Annotated in this window: 22 protein-coding genes and 1 pseudogene; 16 read left to right on the forward strand and 7 right to left on the reverse strand. The window is 50.3% G+C overall.

The genetic code is table 11. From position 1 onward, the window contains the following. The 6 genes from G614_RS29015 to G614_RS0124785 all read left to right on the forward strand — a co-directional run bounded on the left by G614_RS29015 (window position 1) and on the right by G614_RS0124785 (window position 4957). Window positions 1-819 (forward strand): SDR family NAD(P)-dependent oxidoreductase, encoded by an 819-nt coding sequence (locus G614_RS29015; RefSeq protein ID WP_044918917.1) that lies wholly within the window; start codon window positions 1-3, stop codon window positions 817-819. After that, window positions 791-1834 carry an RluA family pseudouridine synthase gene (locus G614_RS0124760; RefSeq protein ID WP_027644008.1) on the forward strand — a complete coding sequence of 348 codons (1044 nt, stop codon included), beginning with the start codon at window positions 791-793 and terminating at the stop codon, window positions 1832-1834. Before G614_RS29015 ends, G614_RS0124760 begins: the two co-directional genes overlap by 29 nt. A 220-nt stretch (window positions 1835-2054) precedes the next feature. Next, window positions 2055-3149 (forward strand): tryptophan--tRNA ligase, encoded by a 1095-nt coding sequence (trpS, locus tag G614_RS0124770; protein ID WP_027644009.1) that lies wholly within the window; start codon window positions 2055-2057, stop codon window positions 3147-3149. A 172-nt stretch (window positions 3150-3321) separates the two neighbouring features. Further along, window positions 3322-3633: a hypothetical protein gene (locus G614_RS0124775; RefSeq protein ID WP_027644010.1), complete on the forward strand. Its 312-nt coding sequence runs from the start codon at window positions 3322-3324 to the stop codon at window positions 3631-3633. 20 nt (window positions 3634-3653) lie between these two features. Continuing rightward, complete coding sequence (locus G614_RS29020) at window positions 3654-3902, forward strand: YcxB family protein (RefSeq protein ID WP_242828216.1); 249 nt, start codon at window positions 3654-3656, stop codon at window positions 3900-3902. Between the two features lie 254 nt (window positions 3903-4156). Beyond that, complete coding sequence (locus tag G614_RS0124785) at window positions 4157-4957, forward strand: MerR family transcriptional regulator (protein WP_027644011.1); 801 nt, start codon at window positions 4157-4159, stop codon at window positions 4955-4957. A 93-nt stretch (window positions 4958-5050) separates the two neighbouring features. Here the strand turns inward: G614_RS0124785 and G614_RS34820 are convergent. The 5 genes and pseudogenes from G614_RS34820 to G614_RS0124810 form a co-directional block, all read right to left on the reverse strand. Beyond that, window positions 5051-5579, reverse strand: a pseudogene (locus G614_RS34820) (nitroreductase family protein). Window positions 5580-5608: 29 nt separating this feature from the next. Continuing rightward, window positions 5609-6187: a TetR/AcrR family transcriptional regulator gene (locus G614_RS0124795; RefSeq protein ID WP_027644012.1), complete on the reverse strand. Its 579-nt coding sequence runs from the start codon at window positions 6185-6187 to the stop codon at window positions 5609-5611. Beyond that, entirely contained in the window at window positions 6168-6959 is a 792-nt protein-coding gene (locus tag G614_RS0124800; protein ID WP_027644013.1) for a hypothetical protein, read from the reverse strand. The genes G614_RS0124795 and G614_RS0124800 overlap by 20 nt, the downstream gene beginning before the upstream one ends. Next, entirely contained in the window at window positions 6940-7434 is a 495-nt protein-coding gene (locus G614_RS0124805; RefSeq protein WP_027644014.1) for an RNA polymerase sigma factor, read from the reverse strand. Before G614_RS0124805 ends, G614_RS0124800 begins: the two co-directional genes overlap by 20 nt. 45 nt (window positions 7435-7479) lie before the next feature. Next, entirely contained in the window at window positions 7480-7779 is a 300-nt protein-coding gene (locus tag G614_RS0124810) for a hypothetical protein (RefSeq protein ID WP_027644015.1), read from the reverse strand. A gap of 215 nt (window positions 7780-7994) precedes the next feature. On the opposite strand from G614_RS0124810, the gene G614_RS0124815 reads away from it, so the two are divergent. The 9 genes from G614_RS0124815 (at window position 7995) to pepT (ending at window position 16415) form a co-directional block, all read left to right on the forward strand. Beyond that, on the forward strand, window positions 7995-8528 hold the full coding sequence (locus G614_RS0124815) for a Holliday junction resolvase RecU (protein ID WP_027644016.1): 534 nt from the start codon (window positions 7995-7997) through the stop codon (window positions 8526-8528). A 300-nt stretch (window positions 8529-8828) separates the two neighbouring features. Then, window positions 8829-10094, forward strand: coding sequence for an ATP phosphoribosyltransferase regulatory subunit (gene hisZ, locus G614_RS0124820; RefSeq protein ID WP_027644017.1), 1266 nt, complete (start codon window positions 8829-8831; stop codon window positions 10092-10094). 22 nt (window positions 10095-10116) lie between these two features. Further along, window positions 10117-10770 carry an ATP phosphoribosyltransferase gene (gene hisG, locus G614_RS0124825; protein WP_022201135.1) on the forward strand — a complete coding sequence of 218 codons (654 nt, stop codon included), beginning with the start codon at window positions 10117-10119 and terminating at the stop codon, window positions 10768-10770. A gap of 41 nt (window positions 10771-10811) precedes the next feature. Then, window positions 10812-12104 (forward strand): histidinol dehydrogenase, encoded by a 1293-nt coding sequence (gene hisD, locus G614_RS0124830; protein ID WP_027644018.1) that lies wholly within the window; start codon window positions 10812-10814, stop codon window positions 12102-12104. Window positions 12105-12119: 15 nt separating this feature from the next. Beyond that, on the forward strand, window positions 12120-12707 hold the full coding sequence (hisB, locus tag G614_RS0124835; RefSeq protein WP_027644019.1) for an imidazoleglycerol-phosphate dehydratase HisB: 588 nt from the start codon (window positions 12120-12122) through the stop codon (window positions 12705-12707). Window positions 12708-12744: 37 nt separating this feature from the next. Continuing rightward, window positions 12745-12897 carry a hypothetical protein gene (locus G614_RS30870; protein ID WP_155245157.1) on the forward strand — a complete coding sequence of 51 codons (153 nt, stop codon included), beginning with the start codon at window positions 12745-12747 and terminating at the stop codon, window positions 12895-12897. An 82-nt stretch (window positions 12898-12979) separates the two neighbouring features. Beyond that, a complete protein-coding gene (gene hisA, locus G614_RS0124845) occupies window positions 12980-13699 on the forward strand; it encodes a 1-(5-phosphoribosyl)-5-[(5-phosphoribosylamino)methylideneamino]imidazole-4-carboxamide isomerase (RefSeq protein WP_027644020.1) in 720 nt (239 codons plus the stop codon). Between the two features lie 26 nt (window positions 13700-13725). Continuing rightward, on the forward strand, window positions 13726-15039 hold the full coding sequence (gene hisIE, locus G614_RS0124850; RefSeq protein WP_027644021.1) for a bifunctional phosphoribosyl-AMP cyclohydrolase/phosphoribosyl-ATP diphosphatase HisIE: 1314 nt from the start codon (window positions 13726-13728) through the stop codon (window positions 15037-15039). Between the two features lie 86 nt (window positions 15040-15125). Then, entirely contained in the window at window positions 15126-16415 is a 1290-nt protein-coding gene (gene pepT, locus G614_RS0124855; RefSeq protein ID WP_027644022.1) for a peptidase T, read from the forward strand. A 107-nt stretch (window positions 16416-16522) separates the two neighbouring features. On the opposite strand, the gene G614_RS0124860 is transcribed toward pepT, so the two are convergent. After that, complete coding sequence (locus tag G614_RS0124860; protein ID WP_027644023.1) at window positions 16523-18115, reverse strand: DUF2079 domain-containing protein; 1593 nt, start codon at window positions 18113-18115, stop codon at window positions 16523-16525. Next, entirely contained in the window at window positions 18112-18420 is a 309-nt protein-coding gene (locus tag G614_RS0124865) for a hypothetical protein (RefSeq protein WP_027644024.1), read from the reverse strand. The genes G614_RS0124860 and G614_RS0124865 overlap by 4 nt, the downstream gene beginning before the upstream one ends. 124 nt (window positions 18421-18544) lie before the next feature. Here G614_RS0124865 and G614_RS33260 point away from each other — a divergent pair, with 124 nt between their 5' ends. Continuing rightward, window positions 18545-19123 (forward strand): hypothetical protein, encoded by a 579-nt coding sequence (locus tag G614_RS33260; RefSeq protein ID WP_242828217.1) that lies wholly within the window; start codon window positions 18545-18547, stop codon window positions 19121-19123. Window positions 19124-19144: the final 21 nt, after the last annotated feature.

Consider the following 19144-nt stretch of genomic DNA (forward strand, 5'->3'; position numbering starts at 1 on the left):
ATGAAGATTGCTGTAGTGACCGGAGCGTCCTCCGGTATGGGCAGGGAAACCATCATCCAGCTGTGGGAACATTTCAAGGGCTTTGACGAGATTTGGATTATAGCCAGGAGAAGGGAGCGTCTGGACGAACTGGACCGCCAGGTGGGGGTTCCCCTGCGCAAATTTGCACTGGACCTTACAAGGGAACGTGACAGGGACGTGCTTTTACGGGCGCTGAGTGCCGGGAAACCGCAGGTAAAGTTTCTGGTCAATGCAGCAGGCTTTGGTATGATTGGGCAGGTGGAGGATTTGGGCTTAAAGAGCGAGACAGACATGGTGGCCTTAAACTGTGAGGCCCTGTGCGCCGTAACCCGCATGGTGCTGCCCTATATGGAATGCAACAGCCGTATCATCCAGTATGCATCTTCCGCAGCTTTCCTGCCACAGCCCGGATTTGCCATCTATGCGGCCACAAAATCCTTTGTCCTCAGCTACAGCAGGGCCCTGAATCAGGAACTGAGAAGCCGGAGAATCTATGTGACGGCTGTGTGTCCGGGACCGGTAAAGACGGAGTTCTTTGACATTGCCGAGTCCACAGGTGTGATTCCTCTCTATAAGAGGTTAGTCATGGCAAATCCAAAACGGGTGGTTCAAAAGACCATCCGGGACAGCATTGCAGGCAGAGAGATATCGGTCTACGGCATTACCATGAAAGCCTTCCGGCTGCTGTGTAAAGTGATGCCCCACCGCATGCTGCTGGCAGTCATGAGCTTCATGAATGGAATAATTACCTGCGAAGGAGTGCCGCCATATGCAGACACTGACAATTACCCAGAATGAGGCCGGACAGCGGCTGGATAAGCTGCTTACAAAATATCTGAACCAGGCCGGCAAGGGTTTTATCTATAAAATGATGCGTAAAAAGAACATAACGCTGAATGGAAAGAAATGCGATGGTTCCGAACGGCTGGAAGAGGGAGACCAGGTAAAGCTGTTCCTCTCGGATGAGACTATAGAAAAGTTTTCTGTACCGGACATCAGCGGATATGCCGGCAGGCCCGGAAACAGCCGGGATGGAAGGAAACGTCTGGACATTGTCTATGAGGACCAGCATATCCTGGTGGTGAATAAACCATCCGGCATGCTGTCACAGAAGGCAAAGGACAGCGAAATGTCCCTAAACGAATACATCCTTAATTATCTTATTGATTCAGGAAAACTTCCCATATCCCAGCTGCGCACCTTTAAGCCGTCTATCTGCAACCGGCTGGACAGAAACACCAGCGGACTGGTGGTGGCCGGAAAATCCCTGGCAGGCCTCCAGGTGATGAATGAGGTGTTTAAGGACAGAAGCATACACAAGTACTACCAGTGTCTGGTTGCCGGTGAGATAAAGGAGAAACAGCTGATTGCAGGCTTCCTGAAAAAGGATGAGAGCACGAATACCGTAAGCATTTATCCTCTGGAAGTGGAGGACAGCGTCCCTATCATGACCGAATATCTGCCGCTGTCCGGAAACGGGAAGTTCACACTGCTGCAGGTGACCCTGATTACAGGAAGAAGCCATCAGATTCGTGCCCATCTGGCGTCCATTGGCCATCCGATTGTGGGAGACTATAAGTATGGGAGCCGCAGCTTAAACGATGCAGTGAAAAAGAAGTACGCGGTCCGGTCCCAGCTCCTTCATTCCTGGAGGCTGGTCATGCCTGAAACACTTCCTGCGCCCCTGGAGTATCTGAGGGGAGAGGAGTTTACCGCCGGTCTGCCGGTGATTTTCAGCACGGTTATGGAAGGGGAGGGGATTGGGCTGCCTTCCGGAAGCCGGGGCGATTATCCCGAACCGGGGCAGGGATGATTATTCCTGACATTATCCCGGACCGGGGCAGGGAATTCTTGACAGGAATTCATCTTTGGGTTATGCTAGATAATGTTTGAAATTGCCATTTTTTTGCTGCTGTTTTCCCGTGTGGAATATGGTTGGCGGAAGGGGATTTTCATGCTTGTTCTGTACAAGCAAAAAACAGCTTTCCGGCCAATGATGGCCTGATGCTGAGGAAATGAGAGGGATATATCAGATGGGAAAGATTATACTGACCGGTGACCGCCCCACAGGACGGCTTCACGTAGGACATTATGCAGGCTCTTTAAAGCGCAGGGTGGAGCTGCAGAATTCAGGAGAGTTTGATGAGATTTATATTATGATAGCCGATGCCCAGGCGCTGACAGACAATGCAGACAACCCGGAAAAGGTGCGTCAGAACATCATAGAGGTGGCTCTGGATTATCTGGCATGCGGACTGGACCCGGAGAAATCCGTTCTGTTCATCCAGTCACAGGTGCCTGAACTGTGCGAGATGACGTTTTACTATATGGATTTAGTGACCGTATCCAGGCTTCAGCGCAATCCTACTGTAAAGTCTGAGATTCAGATGCGCAACTTTGAGGCCAGCATTCCGGTGGGCTTCTTCACATATCCGATCAGCCAGGCAGCGGACATCACTGCCTTTAAGGCAACCACTGTTCCGGTAGGGGAGGACCAGGCGCCCATGATTGAGCAGACCAGGGAAATCGTCCATAAGTTCAACAGTGTCTACGGGGAGACCCTGGTGGAGCCGGACATCCTTCTGCCGGACAATAAGGCGTGTCTGCGCCTGCCCGGTATAGACGGCAAGGCTAAGATGAGCAAATCCCTTGGAAACTGCATTTACCTGTCTGATTCCGAGGACGAAGTAAAGAAGAAAATCATGTCCATGTTCACCGATCCAAATCACCTGAAGGTGGAGGACCCGGGGCAGGTGGAAGGAAATCCTGTGTTCATTTATCTGGATGCGTTCTGCCGGGATGAGCATTTTGAAAAATATCTCCCTGATTACAAGAATCTGGATGAGCTGAAAGCCCATTACACCAGAGGCGGTTTGGGTGATGTGAAGGTGAAACGGTTCCTCAACAGCGTGCTTCAGGATGAACTGAGGCCCATCCGTGAGCGCCGCAGGGAAATTGCCAAGGACATTCCTGCTGTCTACCGTATCCTGGAGGAAGGCAGCCGCAAGGCAGAGCAGAAGGCAGCCCAGACACTGGCTGAGATGAAGAGGGCCATGAAAATCAATTATTTTGAGGATAAGGAATTGATTGCAGAACAGGCTGAGCGGTTCAGGGCTGAGATGGAGTAGGCTATATACGGCTGTTTGCGGTATGCGGCTTCGTAAGACAATGATTAGGCATAAGAAATAAATGGATGGAAGGCTCCGGCAGAAAATGCTGGAGTCTTTTTTCCCTGCTTGGTACAATGGAGGAAAGGAGTAATTGAAAACTGAGGGCAGGACATTGGGAAGAGGGGAAGTTATGGAAGGACAGAATAATGAAATACAGTTGGAATTCCAGATGACAAAAGATGAATTGGCGGAATACTTGGGATTCCTGAAACCCAGGACATATAGAGTGAGGCAGGGATATCTGTGTTGTGAAAACGATAAGAGCAGGATACCGTGTTCCTGGTATTTATATCGGGCTGAAACTCACAGGGTTTTGGAGCAATTTCAAAATCCACAGGCAGTGGAGGATGATGGGCATGTTGCAGAGGGCTTATTTAACTTTTATTTCTTTATGGATCAGAGGGCTTGGGGGGACATGGAATGTCAGAGTCATTTTACATGAAACAAATAAGGAGTGGATGGATGCCGTCAGAAGGGATTGGAAGGTGGGAAATTTCCATTGGGGAACATGGAATCCGCATGAAGAGGGGGCTGGCATTTACAGAGTACAGTTGGGAGGATTATAATTGTCTGGCCGAAACTGAGGACACATTTTATATCGTGAATACAGGGGCAGGACGCGGGATAGAGTGTATCCCGGTTCCCAAGTGGGTGTTTAAGGACCATGGGGAAATGGATGCATTTCTCAATTTCTGCCGTGACAGGGGGTGAAGTGGGGTGGATTGGATAAAACAGCGCCCCTTCCAAAGAATGACAGGATGTTTTATATCCTGATAGCCCTGGTATTATTGGCTGTGCTGATTTCCAGTATCATCCGGGACGCATGTTTGTGAATGTTAGGAAAAGACAGGAACGAGGTTTAGCTCGTTTTTTAGAAAAACCTATTGACTCTGCCCTTAGGTCAGAGCTTATACTTGGAACAGATTCGAATCAGGCAAAAAGAAAATGAATGGAGGAGCGGAACCATGCTGACCATAGGACAGATGTCAAAGGTATGTGGGGTGAGCGTTAAGACACTGCGTCACTATGATAAGATAGGTCTTTTAAAGCCCCAGAGAATAGAAGAGATAAACGGATACCGGTACTACGAGGACTCTCAGATTGGCACCATGCTTTTGATTGGAAGGCTGAAACGGTATGGTTTTTCCCTTACGGAAATTCAGGCTCTGCTTACCATCCCGGACAGCAGGGAGTTGCTGCGGCAGCTGTACAAACAAAGATTCCGCCTGGAGCGGCAGATGGAGCATATTTCCATAACCATCAGGGAAATGGGGTATCATCTGGAAGAATTTGAAAGGACAGGTGACATTATGAGTTATCAGAACAATTATGAGATTCAGATAAAGGAAGCAGAGGAACAGGTTCTTGTTACCCAGAGACACAAGATGTCAGTGGAGGAATTCGGCACATACTACGGAAAGATATACGAAAAGATTGCCAGGGAACACATGACCATAAACGGGGTGGTCATGGCTATCTATCACGACCGGGAATTTGACCCGGCTTACAGCGATATCGAACTGGGAGTGGGTATCACAGAGCGGGATAAGGCTGACTTTGTCATGCCGGGCTGTCTGTGTGCAGCTACCATCCACAAGGGTCCCTATTCAGGACTGCCGGATGCCTATGGCGCCATCGTGGCCTGGATTAACGCCAATGGCTATCATATGAATGGGATGCCTTATGAGATTTACCGCAAGACCCAGTTTGACAAGCTTCCGCCGGATGAGTGGGAGACAGAGATTTTCTTTCCGGTGAAAAAGTAAAGAACAGGCAGGCGGTGAATAGGTTCCAAAAAGGCTGCCGCAGTCCCCCGTGCATATCAGAGTCTGCGACAGCCTGTAAATATATGATTCAAATCATTTCCAATTAAAATTTTCCCTTCCGGCACCAATCTCAAAATGGTATTTCACAATGCCAATATCAATTTGGGACATAGGACGATTGTCCTTTGGGCGGATGGATACGGTATTCCCATTAGCTTCGATAAAAAAATTCTGTTTGTTAAGACCGGTTGGAGCAAGAACAGCCGCATTCATGCCATCTATAAACCATCTGTCACTGCATGGCTACCCAACACGAGTTAAGGCCTGCTTGTTGAGCTTTAACCATAAGACGTGCTCCATAGTAGCCGCACTCCACATAAAACCCGCCTTGCTTTTTGGCTGCCAAAGCAATATAGTTTTTTACATTTTTAAATCTCCCGAATAGGGGAATAATGCTTTTAAATGCTTCCTCATTTTCCGTTACTAACTGAATATGCAGCTGTCCCAGCCGGTTACACTGCTCAATTTCTTCTTTCAGTCCATCAATAACCGCAGGTGAAAGTGGTTTCGTTGTATAATTCCTGACTGCGTGCCTTGCTCTGATTGCTTCTGATTCCGTCATAATAAGTCCCTCCTGGTTCTCAACTCATGTTACAGCATTACTTTGTTAAGCAGTATCCTCTCTGTAAGAGCGCCCCAATCACCATTGTCATACTGTACGCCTTTCATGTTAGCCATAGCTGCCAGACCATGTACGGCTGCCCACATTACCAAAAGGTCGTCTCTTAACTCTTTTTCATCAATGTTTAGTTCCCTCATTCCTCTTTTTGCACCATTTACAAAAATTTCAAATGGAGTAAAGGAGCTGTTCCATGTGATTTCAGTTTCTTTTATTTGAATGCCCAGATATTCACTGTCAAATAAGAAATTAAAATAGTGCGGATACTTTGCAAAAAATTCCACATAGGCCACGCCCATAGAAATTGTAACATTATGACAGGGATTATCTTCAACTGCCTGTTTTAGAGCGGCTGCAAATCTGTCGATCACATAAGAGTACATTCCCCGGAGCAGCTCATCAATATTTCCAAAGTGATTATAGCAGGCAGTCGCTGATACACCTACTTTCTTCGCCACCTTTCGTAAAGAAAATTTTTCAATCCCTTCCTCATGGATTAGCCCAATTCCCTGCTCGATGAGTGTTTCATAGTTATCCCTGGCGGCTGTGATGCCGGCTGCCGTGGCAGCCGGATCCCTGGCCGTCCGCCTGATTGTCAAAACGCTCTGTGGATTGTGAGGACCCCTGCATTCTCTGCTGACGGTGTTCACAGTGTTCCGTGTGGCCCTTTATCTCTTTCATGGTCTTATCCTTGAATTCATCCAGCGTGGCCTGGGGGTCCGCTGTGAGAAGCTCCTGTATGGCGTAATACTTTCCTAAGGACATCCCGTGCTGGTGGGCTTCCTCACACATGTGGCTGTCCACGCTGGCATACTCCGCCTTTACGCCATGGCACTGCATTAAGGCTGTGTCCACGCACTCCTGAAGACTTGAGAGCATCTTAAGGTCGCTGCCTTTTGTTTCCAGTGTGATGGAGACCAGGGCGTCTTTTTTCAGATACTGCTGCATGGCATCGCTGCCCAGCAGAAGCGCCAGTGCTTCCTCATATTCCAGGTGTTTAAGCGAAAGGGCCTGGAGGACAGTCTCGCTTTCTTCCCCGTAGGTGGTCTGGTCCACCACCTTTCCCCAGCGGTTGATATCCAGTTCAATGCTGGGATTCACATCTATGCTGATGACGGCCGCTTCCGTGTAGTACAGGCTGTAGCCGCCCAGGCCGCTGGCGGAAAAGAGCAGGAGACAGGCAAGGGATACAGCCCACTTCATTCTGCGCGGTACCGGCTTTCTGCTGCGGTGCATGTGTTTTATCACATAGTCACGGGTCCGTCCCTTCAAGACTTCATCACAGCTTACTGTATCAAATGCATCATGTATATTCTGTTTCACCCTCATCACCTCCCAGCATTTTTTTAAGCTCGGCTTTCGCCCTTGACAGATGTGTAAATATGGTATTGACATTTTTATGCAAAATACCTGCAATATCCACGGCTGAATAGCCCTCATAATAATGCAGATAAACGATGATTCTGTATTTATCAGGAAGATTCATCACGGACTCCAGCATATGGGACAGGTCCTGGTTTTTTGTATCAGCCATGGCCATGGCCTCTTCGAGAGAGCAGGTGTGTGTCCGGAAAAAACTGCGAAGCAAATCCTTGCACCTGTTCACGGTCACCCGAATCAGCCATGCTTTTTTATGTTCCTCAGAATCAAAGGGTTCAGAAAAAAGGGCGTATTTCAAAAACACATCCTGAAACACGTCCTCTGTATCACTTTCATTTTTCATATAGACAAAACAGATGTGTTTTACCATATCCGCATATTGCCCAATCGTCTGCTCTACATCTGATTCCTGCCGCATAGCCGCTCCATATGTCCGATACTGCCATATGCAGTACTGTTTTTCCTATCTGTGATGTGAAACGCAGCCGCGTCTGCCATGATGGCTGTTTCCGCTATGGCATCCATACCCTGAAGTACCCGGTGAGGATGCCTGTCCATGGTTCCCGTCCGGGCATACCCAATCCCCGTCCTCAGACCAGTGGCCTTCGCAGTCCCCGTGCTCGTGGCTCCTGCAGTATTCATAATCCGTACAGTCAGCATATCCTCTGGGACAGGTCCAGTCAGCGCCCCATGCAAGGCTGCTTCCTGCTGCGGTTAGCAGGATGCCCGTGGCTGCTGCTGCCATTATAGTTCTGATTTTCATGTTTTTCAATCTCCTTTTCTGATTCGTTCATTATTAATACGATTGGGACTCTGGAATCCTTTCAGTTATTTTATATTTTTTCATATATTTTTTCATTTAAATTTGCTGTGCTTGTGAAATATCCTTGATTTTGATATACTTATCTGATGCACGGAATAGAGACACATTAGAATCATTATCCGTAAATATATAATACATAAAAGGAATGAACTGACATGGGTACCTGGAATTCCAGAGGCTTAAGGGGCTCTACCCTTGAAGATTTGATTAACCATACCAACGATTTGTACAGGGAAAAGAAGCTGGCTCTGATACAGAAGATACCGACTCCCATCACTCCCATTGAAATTGATAAGTCCAGCCGCCATATCACCCTGGCCTATTTTGGCCAGAAGAGTACCGTGGACTATATCGGGGCCGTACAGGGGATTCCGGTGTGTTTTGATGCCAAGGAATGCGCGGTAAAGACATTTCCCCTTCAAAATATCCATCCCCACCAGATTGAGTTCATGCGGGAATTTGAGAAACAGGGCGGAATTGCGTTTATCATTCTCTATTTTACCGGCCTGGATGAGATATATTACCTGCCTTTTGAACAGATAGAGGGATACTGGAAGCGGATGGAGGCGGGAGGGCGCAAAAGCTTTACCTACGACGAGGTGGACAAGAACTGGCAGGTCCGCTCCCACGCGGGCTTTCTGGTCCACTATCTGGAAGAAATACAAAAAGACCTGGACAGAAGGTCATAGGAGGCTGCGAGTGAAGCGCCGCGCCCTCTATGCTGCCTGAGCCGGGTCCTTTTAAAGTCCGTACTGTCTCTCTCCCCCCCGGGTACATTTTCATTGACCAGTCCTGTAAATAAAAGTATAATAAGGTATATTGCACTATGAGCAGATTGGAATCCCAAAACTGCTTCGGGGACACGAAAATATGATTGACAGCCGCAGGGTTTTCCTCTATAATGAAACAATCACGTTAATGAATTAGCACTTTACCATAGAAAAGTATAGAGGGTGAAAGCGCGAAAAAATATAAAGGCAGGGAACAGGATGGCAGGGAATAATCGGTTGATTCATACGCCGGAGGGCGTAAAGGACAGTTATAACGGAGAATGCAGGAAGAAGCTGGCAGTACAGGACAAGATTCTGGATACCTTTTACCTGTACGGATATGAGCATATCCAGACTCCGAGTTTTGAATATTTTGATATTTTCAGCAAGGACAGGGGAAGCGTGCCGGACAGGGAGATGTTTAAGTTCTTTGACCGGGACAACAATACCCTGGTTCTGAGGCCGGATATGACGCCGGCGGTTGCGCGGTGCGTGGCCAAGTACTTTATGGACGACCACATGCCTCTTCGGCTCTGCTACCTGGAGCGCACCTTTAAGAATAACAGCAGCTATCAGGGCCGCCTTAAGGAGCGGGCTGAGACAGGGGCTGAGCTGATTGGGGATGATTCCGAGGATGCGGATGCCGAGATGATTGCCATGGTCATTGACAGCCTGAGGCAGGCTGGCCTTAAGGAGTTCCAGGTGGAGCTGGGTCAGGTGGCATTTTACAGAAGCCTTCTCAAGGAGGCCGGGCTGGAAGAGGAAGTAGAGCAAGAGCTGAATCAGTACATTGAAAACAAGAACTATTTTGCCGTGGAGGGTCTGCTAAAGAACCAGTCCATGGACGAAGGGCTTAAGACGGCTTTTCTGAAACTTCCGGAGCTGTTCGGCCCCCTGGAGCAGATGCAGGAGGCGAAAAAGCTTACCGCCAATCCGGGGGCCCTGGCTGCCATTGAGCGGTTGGAGAAGGTCCACTCCATTCTGGAGAGCAGAGGCCTGGAAGCCTATGTATCCTACGACCTGGGGATGCTCAGCAGGTATCAGTACTATACGGGAATCATTTTCAAGGCATATACCTATGGAACCGGGGATTATATTGTCACCGGAGGCCGGTATGACAAGCTGCTGGTGCAGTTTGGAAAGGATACGCCTGCAGTGGGATTCGTGATTGTGGTAGACCAGCTGATGGCCGCCCTTTCCAGGCAGCAGATTGATGTTCCGGTGACGCTGGTGAACACGGTGATACTCTATGAGACGTCAGCCAGATCCCGGGCCCTGTGGCTGGGCAGCTATTTCAGGGATAAGGGGCTGGCCGTCCAGTCCATGAAGAAGAAGGAGCAGGTGCCGCTAGAGGATTACAAGGCCATGGCAGCACAGAGGGGCATGCGCAATGTCCTGTACCTGAAGGGTGACGGGACCACAGTGACAGCCATGGACACGGTGAACGGGAATATAGACCAGATACCCATTACCGCTTACGAGTAAACACAGGGAGGCCGTGAAAACGATGAGATATTTGACCATAGCGTTAGCCAAAGGAAGGCTTGCGGACAAAGCCATGGAGATGTTTGAGGCAATCGGCATTTCCTGTGATGAGATGAAGGATAAGGCTTCCAGGAAGCTTATCTTTGTTAATGAGGACCTGGGAGTGCGTTTTTTTCTTGCAAAGGCCAATGATGTGCCTACATACGTGGAGTACGGGGCGGCTGACATTGGCATTGTGGGAAGGGATACCATATTGGAGGAGGGCCGCAAGCTCTATGAAGTCATGGACCTTGGGGTGGGAAAATGCAGGATGTGCGTCTGCGGACCTGAATCAGCCAGGGAAAGGCTGGAGCACCACGAGTTGATTCGGGTGGCCACCAAGTATCCCAACATAGCAAAGGACTATTTCTATAACCAGAAGTATCAGACCGTGGAAATCATTAAGCTGAACGGTTCCATCGAGCTGGCCCCCATCGTGGGACTGTCCGAGGTAATCGTTGATATCGTGGAGACAGGTTCCACCCTGCGGGAGAACGGACTCATGGTGTTAGAGGAAGTGTGCAGCCTGTCCGCCAGGATGGTGGTGAACCAGGTGAGCATGAAGACGGAAAATGAACGCATCACGGCCATCATCAAGAAGTTTCAGGCATATCTTAAGGAGAAGGCCGGAAAGTAGGAGCACAGGAGCAAAGTCAGGAAAGCGGAGGAATGTTAGGCATGAGAATCGTGACATTAGACAATAAGTCCATGGAAAATATTCTGGCGGACATGTTGAAAAGGGACCCCAATAATTATGACAGCTATACCCAGACCGTACAGGCCATTGTGGATGATGTAAAGACCAGGGGAGACGAGGCGCTGTTTGAGTATACAAAGCGGTTTGACGGGGCGTCCCTGGATGGGGACAGCATACGCGTGACCCGGGAGGAAATTGATGAGGCCATGAAACAGGTGGAACCGGGCCTTTTAAAGGTCATGGAGAAGTCCATGGACAATATCCGCCGTTATCATGAGAAGCAGAGACAGAACAGTTGGTTTGACGCCCAGCCTGACGGCACCATCCTGGGCCAGAAGGTGACTGCCTTAGAGAGTGTGGGAGTGTATGTGCCCGGCGGCAAGGCGGCGTATCCTTCCTCTGTCCTGATGAATATTATTCCGGCCGAGGTGGCGGGAGTGAAGCGCATTGCCATGGTGACGCCGCCCGGAAAGGACGGAAAGGTAAATCCGGTGACTCTGACAGCGGCCCACATGGCAGGAGCCACAGAGGTCTATAAGGCAGGCGGGGCACAGGCAGTGGCGGCCCTGGCTTTCGGCACGGCATCCATCCCCAGGGTAAATAAAATCGTGGGACCCGGCAACATCTTTGTGGCTCTGGCCAAAAAGGCTGTCTATGGCCACGTGAGCATTGACAGTATAGCAGGCCCCAGCGAAATCCTGGTGATTGCCGATGACAGCGCCAATCCGCGTTTTGTGGCCGCAGACCTGTTAAGCCAGGCAGAACACGATGAGCTGGCGTCCTCCATTCTGGTGACCACCAGCATGGAGCTGGCCAGGAAGGTATCCGTTGAGGTGGATGGCTTCCTGAAGGTGCTGTCACGCAGCGACATCATAAGAAAGTCCCTGGATAATTACGGTTATATCCTGGTGGCGGAATCCATGGAAAAGGCAGTGGAGACAGCCAACAGCATTGCGCCGGAGCACATGGAAATCGTCACCAGGAATCCTTTTGAGGTCATGACCAAGATTCAGAACGCAGGCGCTATCTTTATAGGGGAGTACAGCTCAGAGCCTTTGGGAGATTATTTTGCCGGCCCCAACCACATCCTGCCCACCAATGGGACGGCTAAGTTCTTCTCGCCACTGGGCGTGGATGATTTCATTAAGAAATCCAGCATTATCTATTATTCCAGGGAGGCCCTTGAGGCAGCCCATAAGGACATAGTGGCATTTGCCGAGTCAGAACACCTGACAGCCCACGCTAATTCCGTCAGAGTGCGCTTTGAACAATAGGGAGGTATGACGAATATGGAACGGATAGCATCCATCACCCGCAGCACCAATGAAACGCAGATATCCATGACCCTTAACCTGGATGGCTCCGGCAGGGGGAACATCAGCACAGGCATCGGGTTCTTTGACCATATGTTAAACAGCTTTGCGCGCCATGGCTTTTTTGACCTGGACCTTAAGGTAAAGGGGGATTTGGAGGTGGATACCCACCACACCATAGAGGATACGGGAATCGTGCTGGGACAGGCCATCCGGAAGGCAGTGGGGGACAAAAAGGGGATTGTGCGCTATGGCTCCCAAATCCTGCCCATGGATGAATCCCTGGTGCTCTGCGCCCTGGACCTTTGCGGAAGGCCCTGCCTGGTCTGCGACCTGGTCCTGAACCGGGAAAAGGTGGGGGATTTGGAGACTGAGATGGTGCGGGAATTCTTTTACGCCGTTTCCTATGGGGCGGAGATGAACCTTCATTTAAAGCAGCTTTCAGGGACCAACAACCACCATATCATCGAGGCTGCCTTTAAGGCATTCGCCAAGGCTCTGGACGGCGCGGTGGCGGCGGAACCCCGTCTGTCAGGCGTGCTTTCCACCAAGGGGAGCCTTTAGTATAGGAAATATGCCCGCTCTGTCTCGGAAGATGACAATGCTCCGTTACATGGACATACGGCTGTATGCCATGGTCCTGTGCCTGATTCTGGGACTGACTGCGGCATTGTCCGGCTTTTTACTGGAGAGAGTGGCCTGGCAGCGGGACGAAGAAGCAGACTCTATGAGCCATGCTGGCCGGCGAGATTAACCGGCGGATGGAGATGTGCGTATGTCCTCCGGAACCGGCGTCTGAAGACATGGAGAAAATAATAGAATAAAAGGAGATTCATATGCAGTTATATCCGGCAATTGATATGAAGAACGGACAGTGTGTCCGGTTAAGACAGGGAGCATTTAAGGATATCACCATATACTCGGACGCCCCGGAAAAGGTGGCTGCTCACTGGCAGGAGAAGGGGGCATCCTTCCTGCATCTGGTGGACCTGGACGGCGCCCTGGCAGGGCATTCTGTCAATGAGGAGGTCATACGCAGGATTGCGGACACGGTTTCCATACCCATTGAGATTGGCGGCGGCATCCGTTCCGGGGAAGCGGTGGAGCGTATGCTGGGCCTGGGGGTCAGGCGTGTCGTCATCGGAACCAAGGCAGTGGAACACCCGGAATTCCTCAGGGATATGGTCAGAAAATTCGGTGAGGAGGCCATTGTGGCAGGCGTGGACGCAAAGGACGGCATGGTGGCAGTGGAGGGATGGGAGAAAGTCAGCTCCCTTACCGCCCAGGACCTGTGTCTTACCATGAAGGAATACGGTGTCAGGCACATTGTCTATACCGACATATCCAGGGACGGAATGCTGTCCGGCCCTAATGTGGAGGCCACAAGGAAGCTTACAGAGGAGACAGGACTTGACATCATAGCCTCCGGCGGGGTATCCTGTATGGAGGATTTAAAACGCCTGCATGAGGCGGGTATCAGGGGAGTCATCATCGGAAAGGCCCTCTATGAGAACAGGATTGACCTTGCCGAGGCCGTGAGGCTTTATGAGGCTTAAGTACCAGAGAAAATGGAGAGATTCAAATGACTGATTGCAAGAAGCTGATTATGGGATTTGGTTACAGGAACGGAAAGACATTTTCCTGGAACGGAAAGCTTGAGTATGAGGGCAGGCTTAAGGACCTTGCCAGGACAGCCTGTGACAACGGAGCGGATGAAATATTTATCTGCGACCGTTCTTTTTCAGATGAGGACCACGAGGCTGTCATAGGCGCTATCAAGGAAACAGCCCGCACCGTGGATGAGCCCATACTGGCGGGAGGACGAATCAGGCGCCTGGAGGATGTGAAAAAGTACCTCTATGCAGGAGCCAGCGCCGTATTCCTGGATGTGAGCTATGAAGACAATGTGGATATGATGAAGGAGGCGGCAGACCGGTTTGGCAGTGAAAAGATATATGCCTATATGCCGGACCTGTCCTATCTGAACCGGGTGGAGGAGTATATTCAGCTGGGGGCGTCCATGATGATATGCAGGGCATCCGGTCCGGTCCCGTCCCTGGCTGAGCTGGGTGAGATCGGCGAGATATCCTGCAGAAGCATTATATTCTGCGGCGGTCATGAAAGCGTCCAGGAGATGGCCGGGGATTTGAAGCTGAGCCTGGGGTGTCCCCAGGTGGAAGGCGCTGTCCTGACTCTGGCGGAGGATGACCTGGACAAGGTGATGGAGCTGAAGCAGATTTTAAAAGGCGCGGGTATTGTCACGGATACCTTTGAGAGTTCTTTGGAATGGAAGGATTTCAAGCTGGGAAGTGACGGCCTTATCCCTGTCATTGTCCAGGATTATAAGACTCTGGAGGTGCTGATGATGGCCTACATGAATGAGGAATCATTCCAGGCCACACTGGCGTCCGGCAGAATGACCTATTTCAGCAGGAGCAGGCAGAAGCTGTGGCTGAAGGGTGAGACCAGCGGCCACTTCCAGTATGTGAAATCCCTGAAGATTGACTGTGACAATGACACCATTCTGGCGGCGGTGAAGCAGGTGGGAGCTGCCTGCCATACCGGAAACCGGTCCTGTTTTTTTACCACGCTGGCGGAGAAGGAATATAAGGAAACCAATCCCCTGAAGGTATTTGAGGAGGTATTTGGGGTCATACTGGACCGTAAGGAGCATCCAAAGGAAGGCTCTTACACCAACTATCTGTTTGACAAGGGAATCGACAAGATACTCAAGAAGCTGGGAGAGGAGGCCACTGAAATCGTCATAGCGGCCAAGAATCCGAACCCGGAAGAAATCAAATACGAGATTTCGGATTTTCTCTACCACATGATGGTGCTCATGGCGGACCGCGGCATTACATGGGAGGAAATCACGGAGGAACTGGCGAACCGGTAGCGGCGGGGAATAGGGAAGTATCAGACACGCTCTGGTAATATAATGCCGGTAATATAATAATGAAAATCGCAGGAGGTAATGGAGAGGTGGCAGAAATATCGGAGGTTACAGCGAGATTGCTGGATTACGTTTCATACGACACCCAGTCAGAGGATGACAGGGAGTCCATTCCCAGCACAAAGAAGCAGTTTGAACTGGCGCATAAGCTGGTCAGGGAGCTTAAGGAGCTGGGGGCATCCCAGGTGAGGATGAGTGAGCAGGGGTATGTATATGCATGTATTCCGTCCAATCTGGAGGAGGGAAAAACATCTCTGTCCCTGGGCTTCATCGCCCATATGGATACGGCTCCCTCCTTTTCCGGCAAGGATGTCAAGCCGCAGTTCATCCGGGACTATGACGGACAGGACATCTGCCTGAACAGGGAACAGGACATATGGATGAGAACAGCGGATTTTCCTGATTTAAAGGAATATGAGGGCAAGACCCTGATTACCACGGATGGGACCACTCTGCTGGGAGCGGATGATAAGGCCGGTATCGCTGAAATCATGACCATGGCCGCCTATTTTCTTAGGCATCCTGAAGTTAAGCACGGGACGATCTGTATCGGCTTCACGCCGGACGAGGAGGTGGGCCGGGGAGCCGATGGCTTTGATGTGGAAGGCTTTGGGGCTGATGTGGCTTACACTGTGGACGGCGGAGCGCTGGGAGAGCTGGAGTACGAAAACTTCAATGCTGCTTCCGGCAGGGTGACGGTCCATGGTGCCAATATCCATCCGGGCACGGCCAAGGGGCGTATGAGAAACGCTCTTCTCATGGCAATGGAATTCCAGTCACTGCTTCCGGCAGATGAGAATCCTATGTATACGGAAGGGTATGAGGGCTTTTATCATCTGGACAGGATGACCGGCTGTGTGGAGGAAGCCAGGATGGATTACATCATCAGGGACCATGACAGGGTGAAGTTTGAGCGCAAGAAGGAACTGTTTGCCCAGGCAGCCGGATTTCTGAACCGGAAATATGGTTCCGGAACAGTGGAGGCTGTGGTGAAGGATTCCTATTATAACATGAAAGAGAAGATTGAGCCCCACATGGACCTGATTGATAAGGCCAGGGCATCCATGGAGAAGCTGGGTATCCGGCCAATCGTGGTTCCGATCCGGGGAGGCACGGATGGCGCCAGACTGTCATATATGGGGCTGCCCTGTCCGAACCTGTGCACAGGAGGCCATAATTTCCATGGAAAGTATGAATTCATTCCGGTACAGTCCATGGAGAAGATAACAGAGCTCCTTATAGAGATTGCCAGGTCTTTTGCGGAAGCAATTACCGAAGACGCAGCAGGTCCCTGTCTTCCGGATGCACCAGCACTTTAATCTGTGTGATGCCGGCGGACTTATAGGAATGAAGCTGCCGTGCCTTTAGATCCTTTAAAAACAGGTCTTTGTTTCTCATAAAAGTTCAAATTCATCAGATATATGATTCAGGCAGACGGTTTATCCGGATAATATCCGGACCCATGGTCATCATGCAGTTTCCGCTGAGGGGCTGGCAGGAGCTTTTGCCGGTCCTGGCTGAGGGCGGCGTGAAACAGCTGCTTATGGCTGCGTGCCAGGCCACCTTTGGATTCCACATCCTGCTTTAGCAGGGCCACATAGCCGTCCACGGTTCCTGCCGGCTCATACCCATGTTCCTGGCAGTCGGCCAAAATCTGTTCCAGGTCCTTTTCATAACCCTTTCTCAGGTCCACCACTATATAGTCAGCCGGATGACTGCTTGTGAGCAGGTAGACTTCATCCCGCATGGAAAGCTGGGGAAGGAAGAAGGTGGAGGACTTTACAGAGGCATCCTGGGGAATCTGATCCAGAATGCTCCTGGCCTGGGCGGCCTCCTCATGATGGCGCTGAAACAGGCTGGCGTAATTTGACTTGCTGTACATCACGCCTCCTATGAGGACGAGGCCGCATAGCAGGCCGCAGGCGCAGGCGGAGCCCGGAAGCCGGCCGTCATATCCTGTACGGTTTTTGCGCCTGTGGCCGAAGGTATGCTTCATATCCCGGAAATTCACCAATGCCAGATAAATGAGCAGGGCTCCGGAACCGTAGGTATACTGAAAGTAGATGGAGTGCTGGTATTTATAATTGGACATCAGGTTGATGAGTACAAAGGGGATGAGCAGGGTCCATTTCTGCCAGTCTTTTGTCATGAGTGGAAGGAAACCCAGCGGAAGGAGCATTTCAAGGAAAAACAGGATTTTGTCCTTCACCGCAATCTGGGACAGCACATAGGCCGGATTGACCAGGATGGTCTTAAACATGCTGACTAAGCCAAGGCGCTTGTCCGATATGAAATTGTCAAACCTGTTAATCATGGCTCCGTCCCCAAAACGGTTGATATACCAGATAGCAATACAGAAATATGCGCATGACGCCAGAAAGACAACGGCTCCCAAGCGGTACTGTTTTTTCCACAGGAACAGGTAAAGTCCGATACAGGCCGCATAGACAGGCGCGTCCTCCTTCACCATAAGGAGAAGGGCGGCAGAGGCCAGCATGGATTTAAAATGACCTGTTTCCAGAAAGTACATGCACCAGAGAATGATGACGGCCAGGAATTTGTTTTCGTGGAAATCATAAAAACATCCGCCCATAAAAGCCGGATAAAAGCAGTACATAAGACCGAAACACAGGGTTTGCAGGCGGGTGAATCCAAATGCCCTGGTCAAAAGACATAAGGGAACCATTCCGCTTATGACAACGAGAGACTGGAGCACCAACAGGGTTTCCGGCCGGGGGACTAATTTGTAAAAGGGCAGCAGTACGTAAAAGACAGGTGAGAGATGGACCGCAAAATGGGATAAAAGCCCGTCGCGCTCACAGGTGGTCAGAGGGGACAGGCATTTATCCATATAGTAATACATCTGTGAAAAAATTCCGAAATCATAAGCCGGCGCGTAATTCAGCCGGTACCGCAGCACTGTCATGACGGCGGTGAACGAAAACCAGACAGCCGCCGCGATGGTGAGGATTATCAGCAGTCTTTTTCCGGTCAGCCATTGTTCCATGGTTTTTATCATAGTATGAACGTTTCCTTTATCATCAGGGTGGCAATATACATGAGCACGCTGGGAATCAGGGAAAAATGAATCCGGGAGCGGGCAGAGGGAAGTACATAGGGAATAACCATGCAGAGAAAGATTCCAAGCCAGATGCCCAAGAAGCTTTCCAGTGAAATCTGTCTCACAAAGTCCAGTGTCACAAAGGGAACATGACTGGCCAAAAGGAACATGGTATTTGTCAGCAGCCAGCTGGCAATGGTCAGTTTTCCAAGGCAGCAGCAGAATGGAGACAGCTGGAAATCGTGTTTCATCGTTTGAATCATAGGGTTCTCCTCCTTTAAACTGTATAGTAATCATACGATTGGAAAATGTAAAGATGCTGGAAGCAACTGTAAGAAAAATTAGAAAAACCTTAATAAAATCCGCCGTCTCCGGGAGGTAAGATATATGTGGGAAAAAGAAAACAAGGTGAGGCAATATATACTCCCTATTGGATATACAGTGGTGATGACCCTGTGTGTACCTCTTCACATGATGCTGTTGGAGTGTGCTTTACTGGCAGGCAGCGGTAACGCGGAAAGCAGCTCCTGGCTGGGCCTGGGCCTTTACGGAGCAGGGGTGCTGATTTATCTAATGGCGGTCGCTGTGCTGAGAATACTGAACGTGGTCCGATCCTTCCAGGCATACCGGCAAAAGGACATAAGGTATTGTGTGAACGGGATGCTGATTCTGAAATATGGAATGGTCCTGTTTTTTATCATCAATTATGTGGTCATAGCCATGATTGTGCTGGCGGGGGGACTGGCTGCGTTTGTGGGAAGCTGTTGCAGGAGGCGCGAAACAGAAATCATCATGGAGAGCCATGGGGTTACCGGCATGTGCGGCAGCACCCTGTATATTCAGGAGCCGGATACAGAGGATATATACGAGGAGAAGTTTATGGACGCGGTTCCAAAGGAATGGGACTGGAGCGGGCAGCAGATCCGGCAGGACCAGACCCGGCAGGAGGACCAGACCCATTTGTGACCCGCTGGGAAGAGCATATAG

Origin of the sequence: [Clostridium] clostridioforme AGR2157 (assembly GCF_000424325.1) — a bacterium.
Taxonomy (GTDB): Bacteria; Bacillota; Clostridia; order Lachnospirales; family Lachnospiraceae; genus Enterocloster; species Enterocloster clostridioformis_A.

Coding starts and splice junctions, on each gene's coding strand:
- hisG (WP_022201135.1), top strand. CDS start 10,117: ATGAGATATTTGACCATAGCGTTAGCCAAAGGAAGGCTTGCGGACAAA.
- G614_RS0124810 (WP_027644015.1), bottom strand. CDS start 7,779: ATGAAAATCAGAACTATAATGGCAGCAGCAGCCACGGGCATCCTGCTA.
- G614_RS30870 (WP_155245157.1), top strand. CDS start 12,745: ATGCTCCGTTACATGGACATACGGCTGTATGCCATGGTCCTGTGCCTG.
- hisZ (WP_027644017.1), top strand. CDS start 8,829: ATGGCAGGGAATAATCGGTTGATTCATACGCCGGAGGGCGTAAAGGAC.
- hisIE (WP_027644021.1), top strand. CDS start 13,726: ATGACTGATTGCAAGAAGCTGATTATGGGATTTGGTTACAGGAACGGA.
- trpS (WP_027644009.1), top strand. CDS start 2,055: ATGGGAAAGATTATACTGACCGGTGACCGCCCCACAGGACGGCTTCAC.
- G614_RS29020 (WP_242828216.1), top strand. CDS start 3,654: ATGCCGTCAGAAGGGATTGGAAGGTGGGAAATTTCCATTGGGGAACAT.
- G614_RS0124760 (WP_027644008.1), top strand. CDS start 791: ATGCAGACACTGACAATTACCCAGAATGAGGCCGGACAGCGGCTGGAT.
- G614_RS0124860 (WP_027644023.1), bottom strand. CDS start 18,115: ATGATAAAAACCATGGAACAATGGCTGACCGGAAAAAGACTGCTGATA.
- G614_RS33260 (WP_242828217.1), top strand. CDS start 18,545: ATGTGGGAAAAAGAAAACAAGGTGAGGCAATATATACTCCCTATTGGA.
- G614_RS0124785 (WP_027644011.1), top strand. CDS start 4,157: ATGCTGACCATAGGACAGATGTCAAAGGTATGTGGGGTGAGCGTTAAG.
- G614_RS0124775 (WP_027644010.1), top strand. CDS start 3,322: ATGGAAGGACAGAATAATGAAATACAGTTGGAATTCCAGATGACAAAA.
- G614_RS0124805 (WP_027644014.1), bottom strand. CDS start 7,434: ATGCGGCAGGAATCAGATGTAGAGCAGACGATTGGGCAATATGCGGAT.
- hisA (WP_027644020.1), top strand. CDS start 12,980: ATGCAGTTATATCCGGCAATTGATATGAAGAACGGACAGTGTGTCCGG.
- G614_RS29015 (WP_044918917.1), top strand. CDS start 1: ATGAAGATTGCTGTAGTGACCGGAGCGTCCTCCGGTATGGGCAGGGAA.
- G614_RS0124865 (WP_027644024.1), bottom strand. CDS start 18,420: ATGATTCAAACGATGAAACACGATTTCCAGCTGTCTCCATTCTGCTGC.
- hisB (WP_027644019.1), top strand. CDS start 12,120: ATGGAACGGATAGCATCCATCACCCGCAGCACCAATGAAACGCAGATA.
- G614_RS0124815 (WP_027644016.1), top strand. CDS start 7,995: ATGGGTACCTGGAATTCCAGAGGCTTAAGGGGCTCTACCCTTGAAGAT.
- hisD (WP_027644018.1), top strand. CDS start 10,812: ATGAGAATCGTGACATTAGACAATAAGTCCATGGAAAATATTCTGGCG.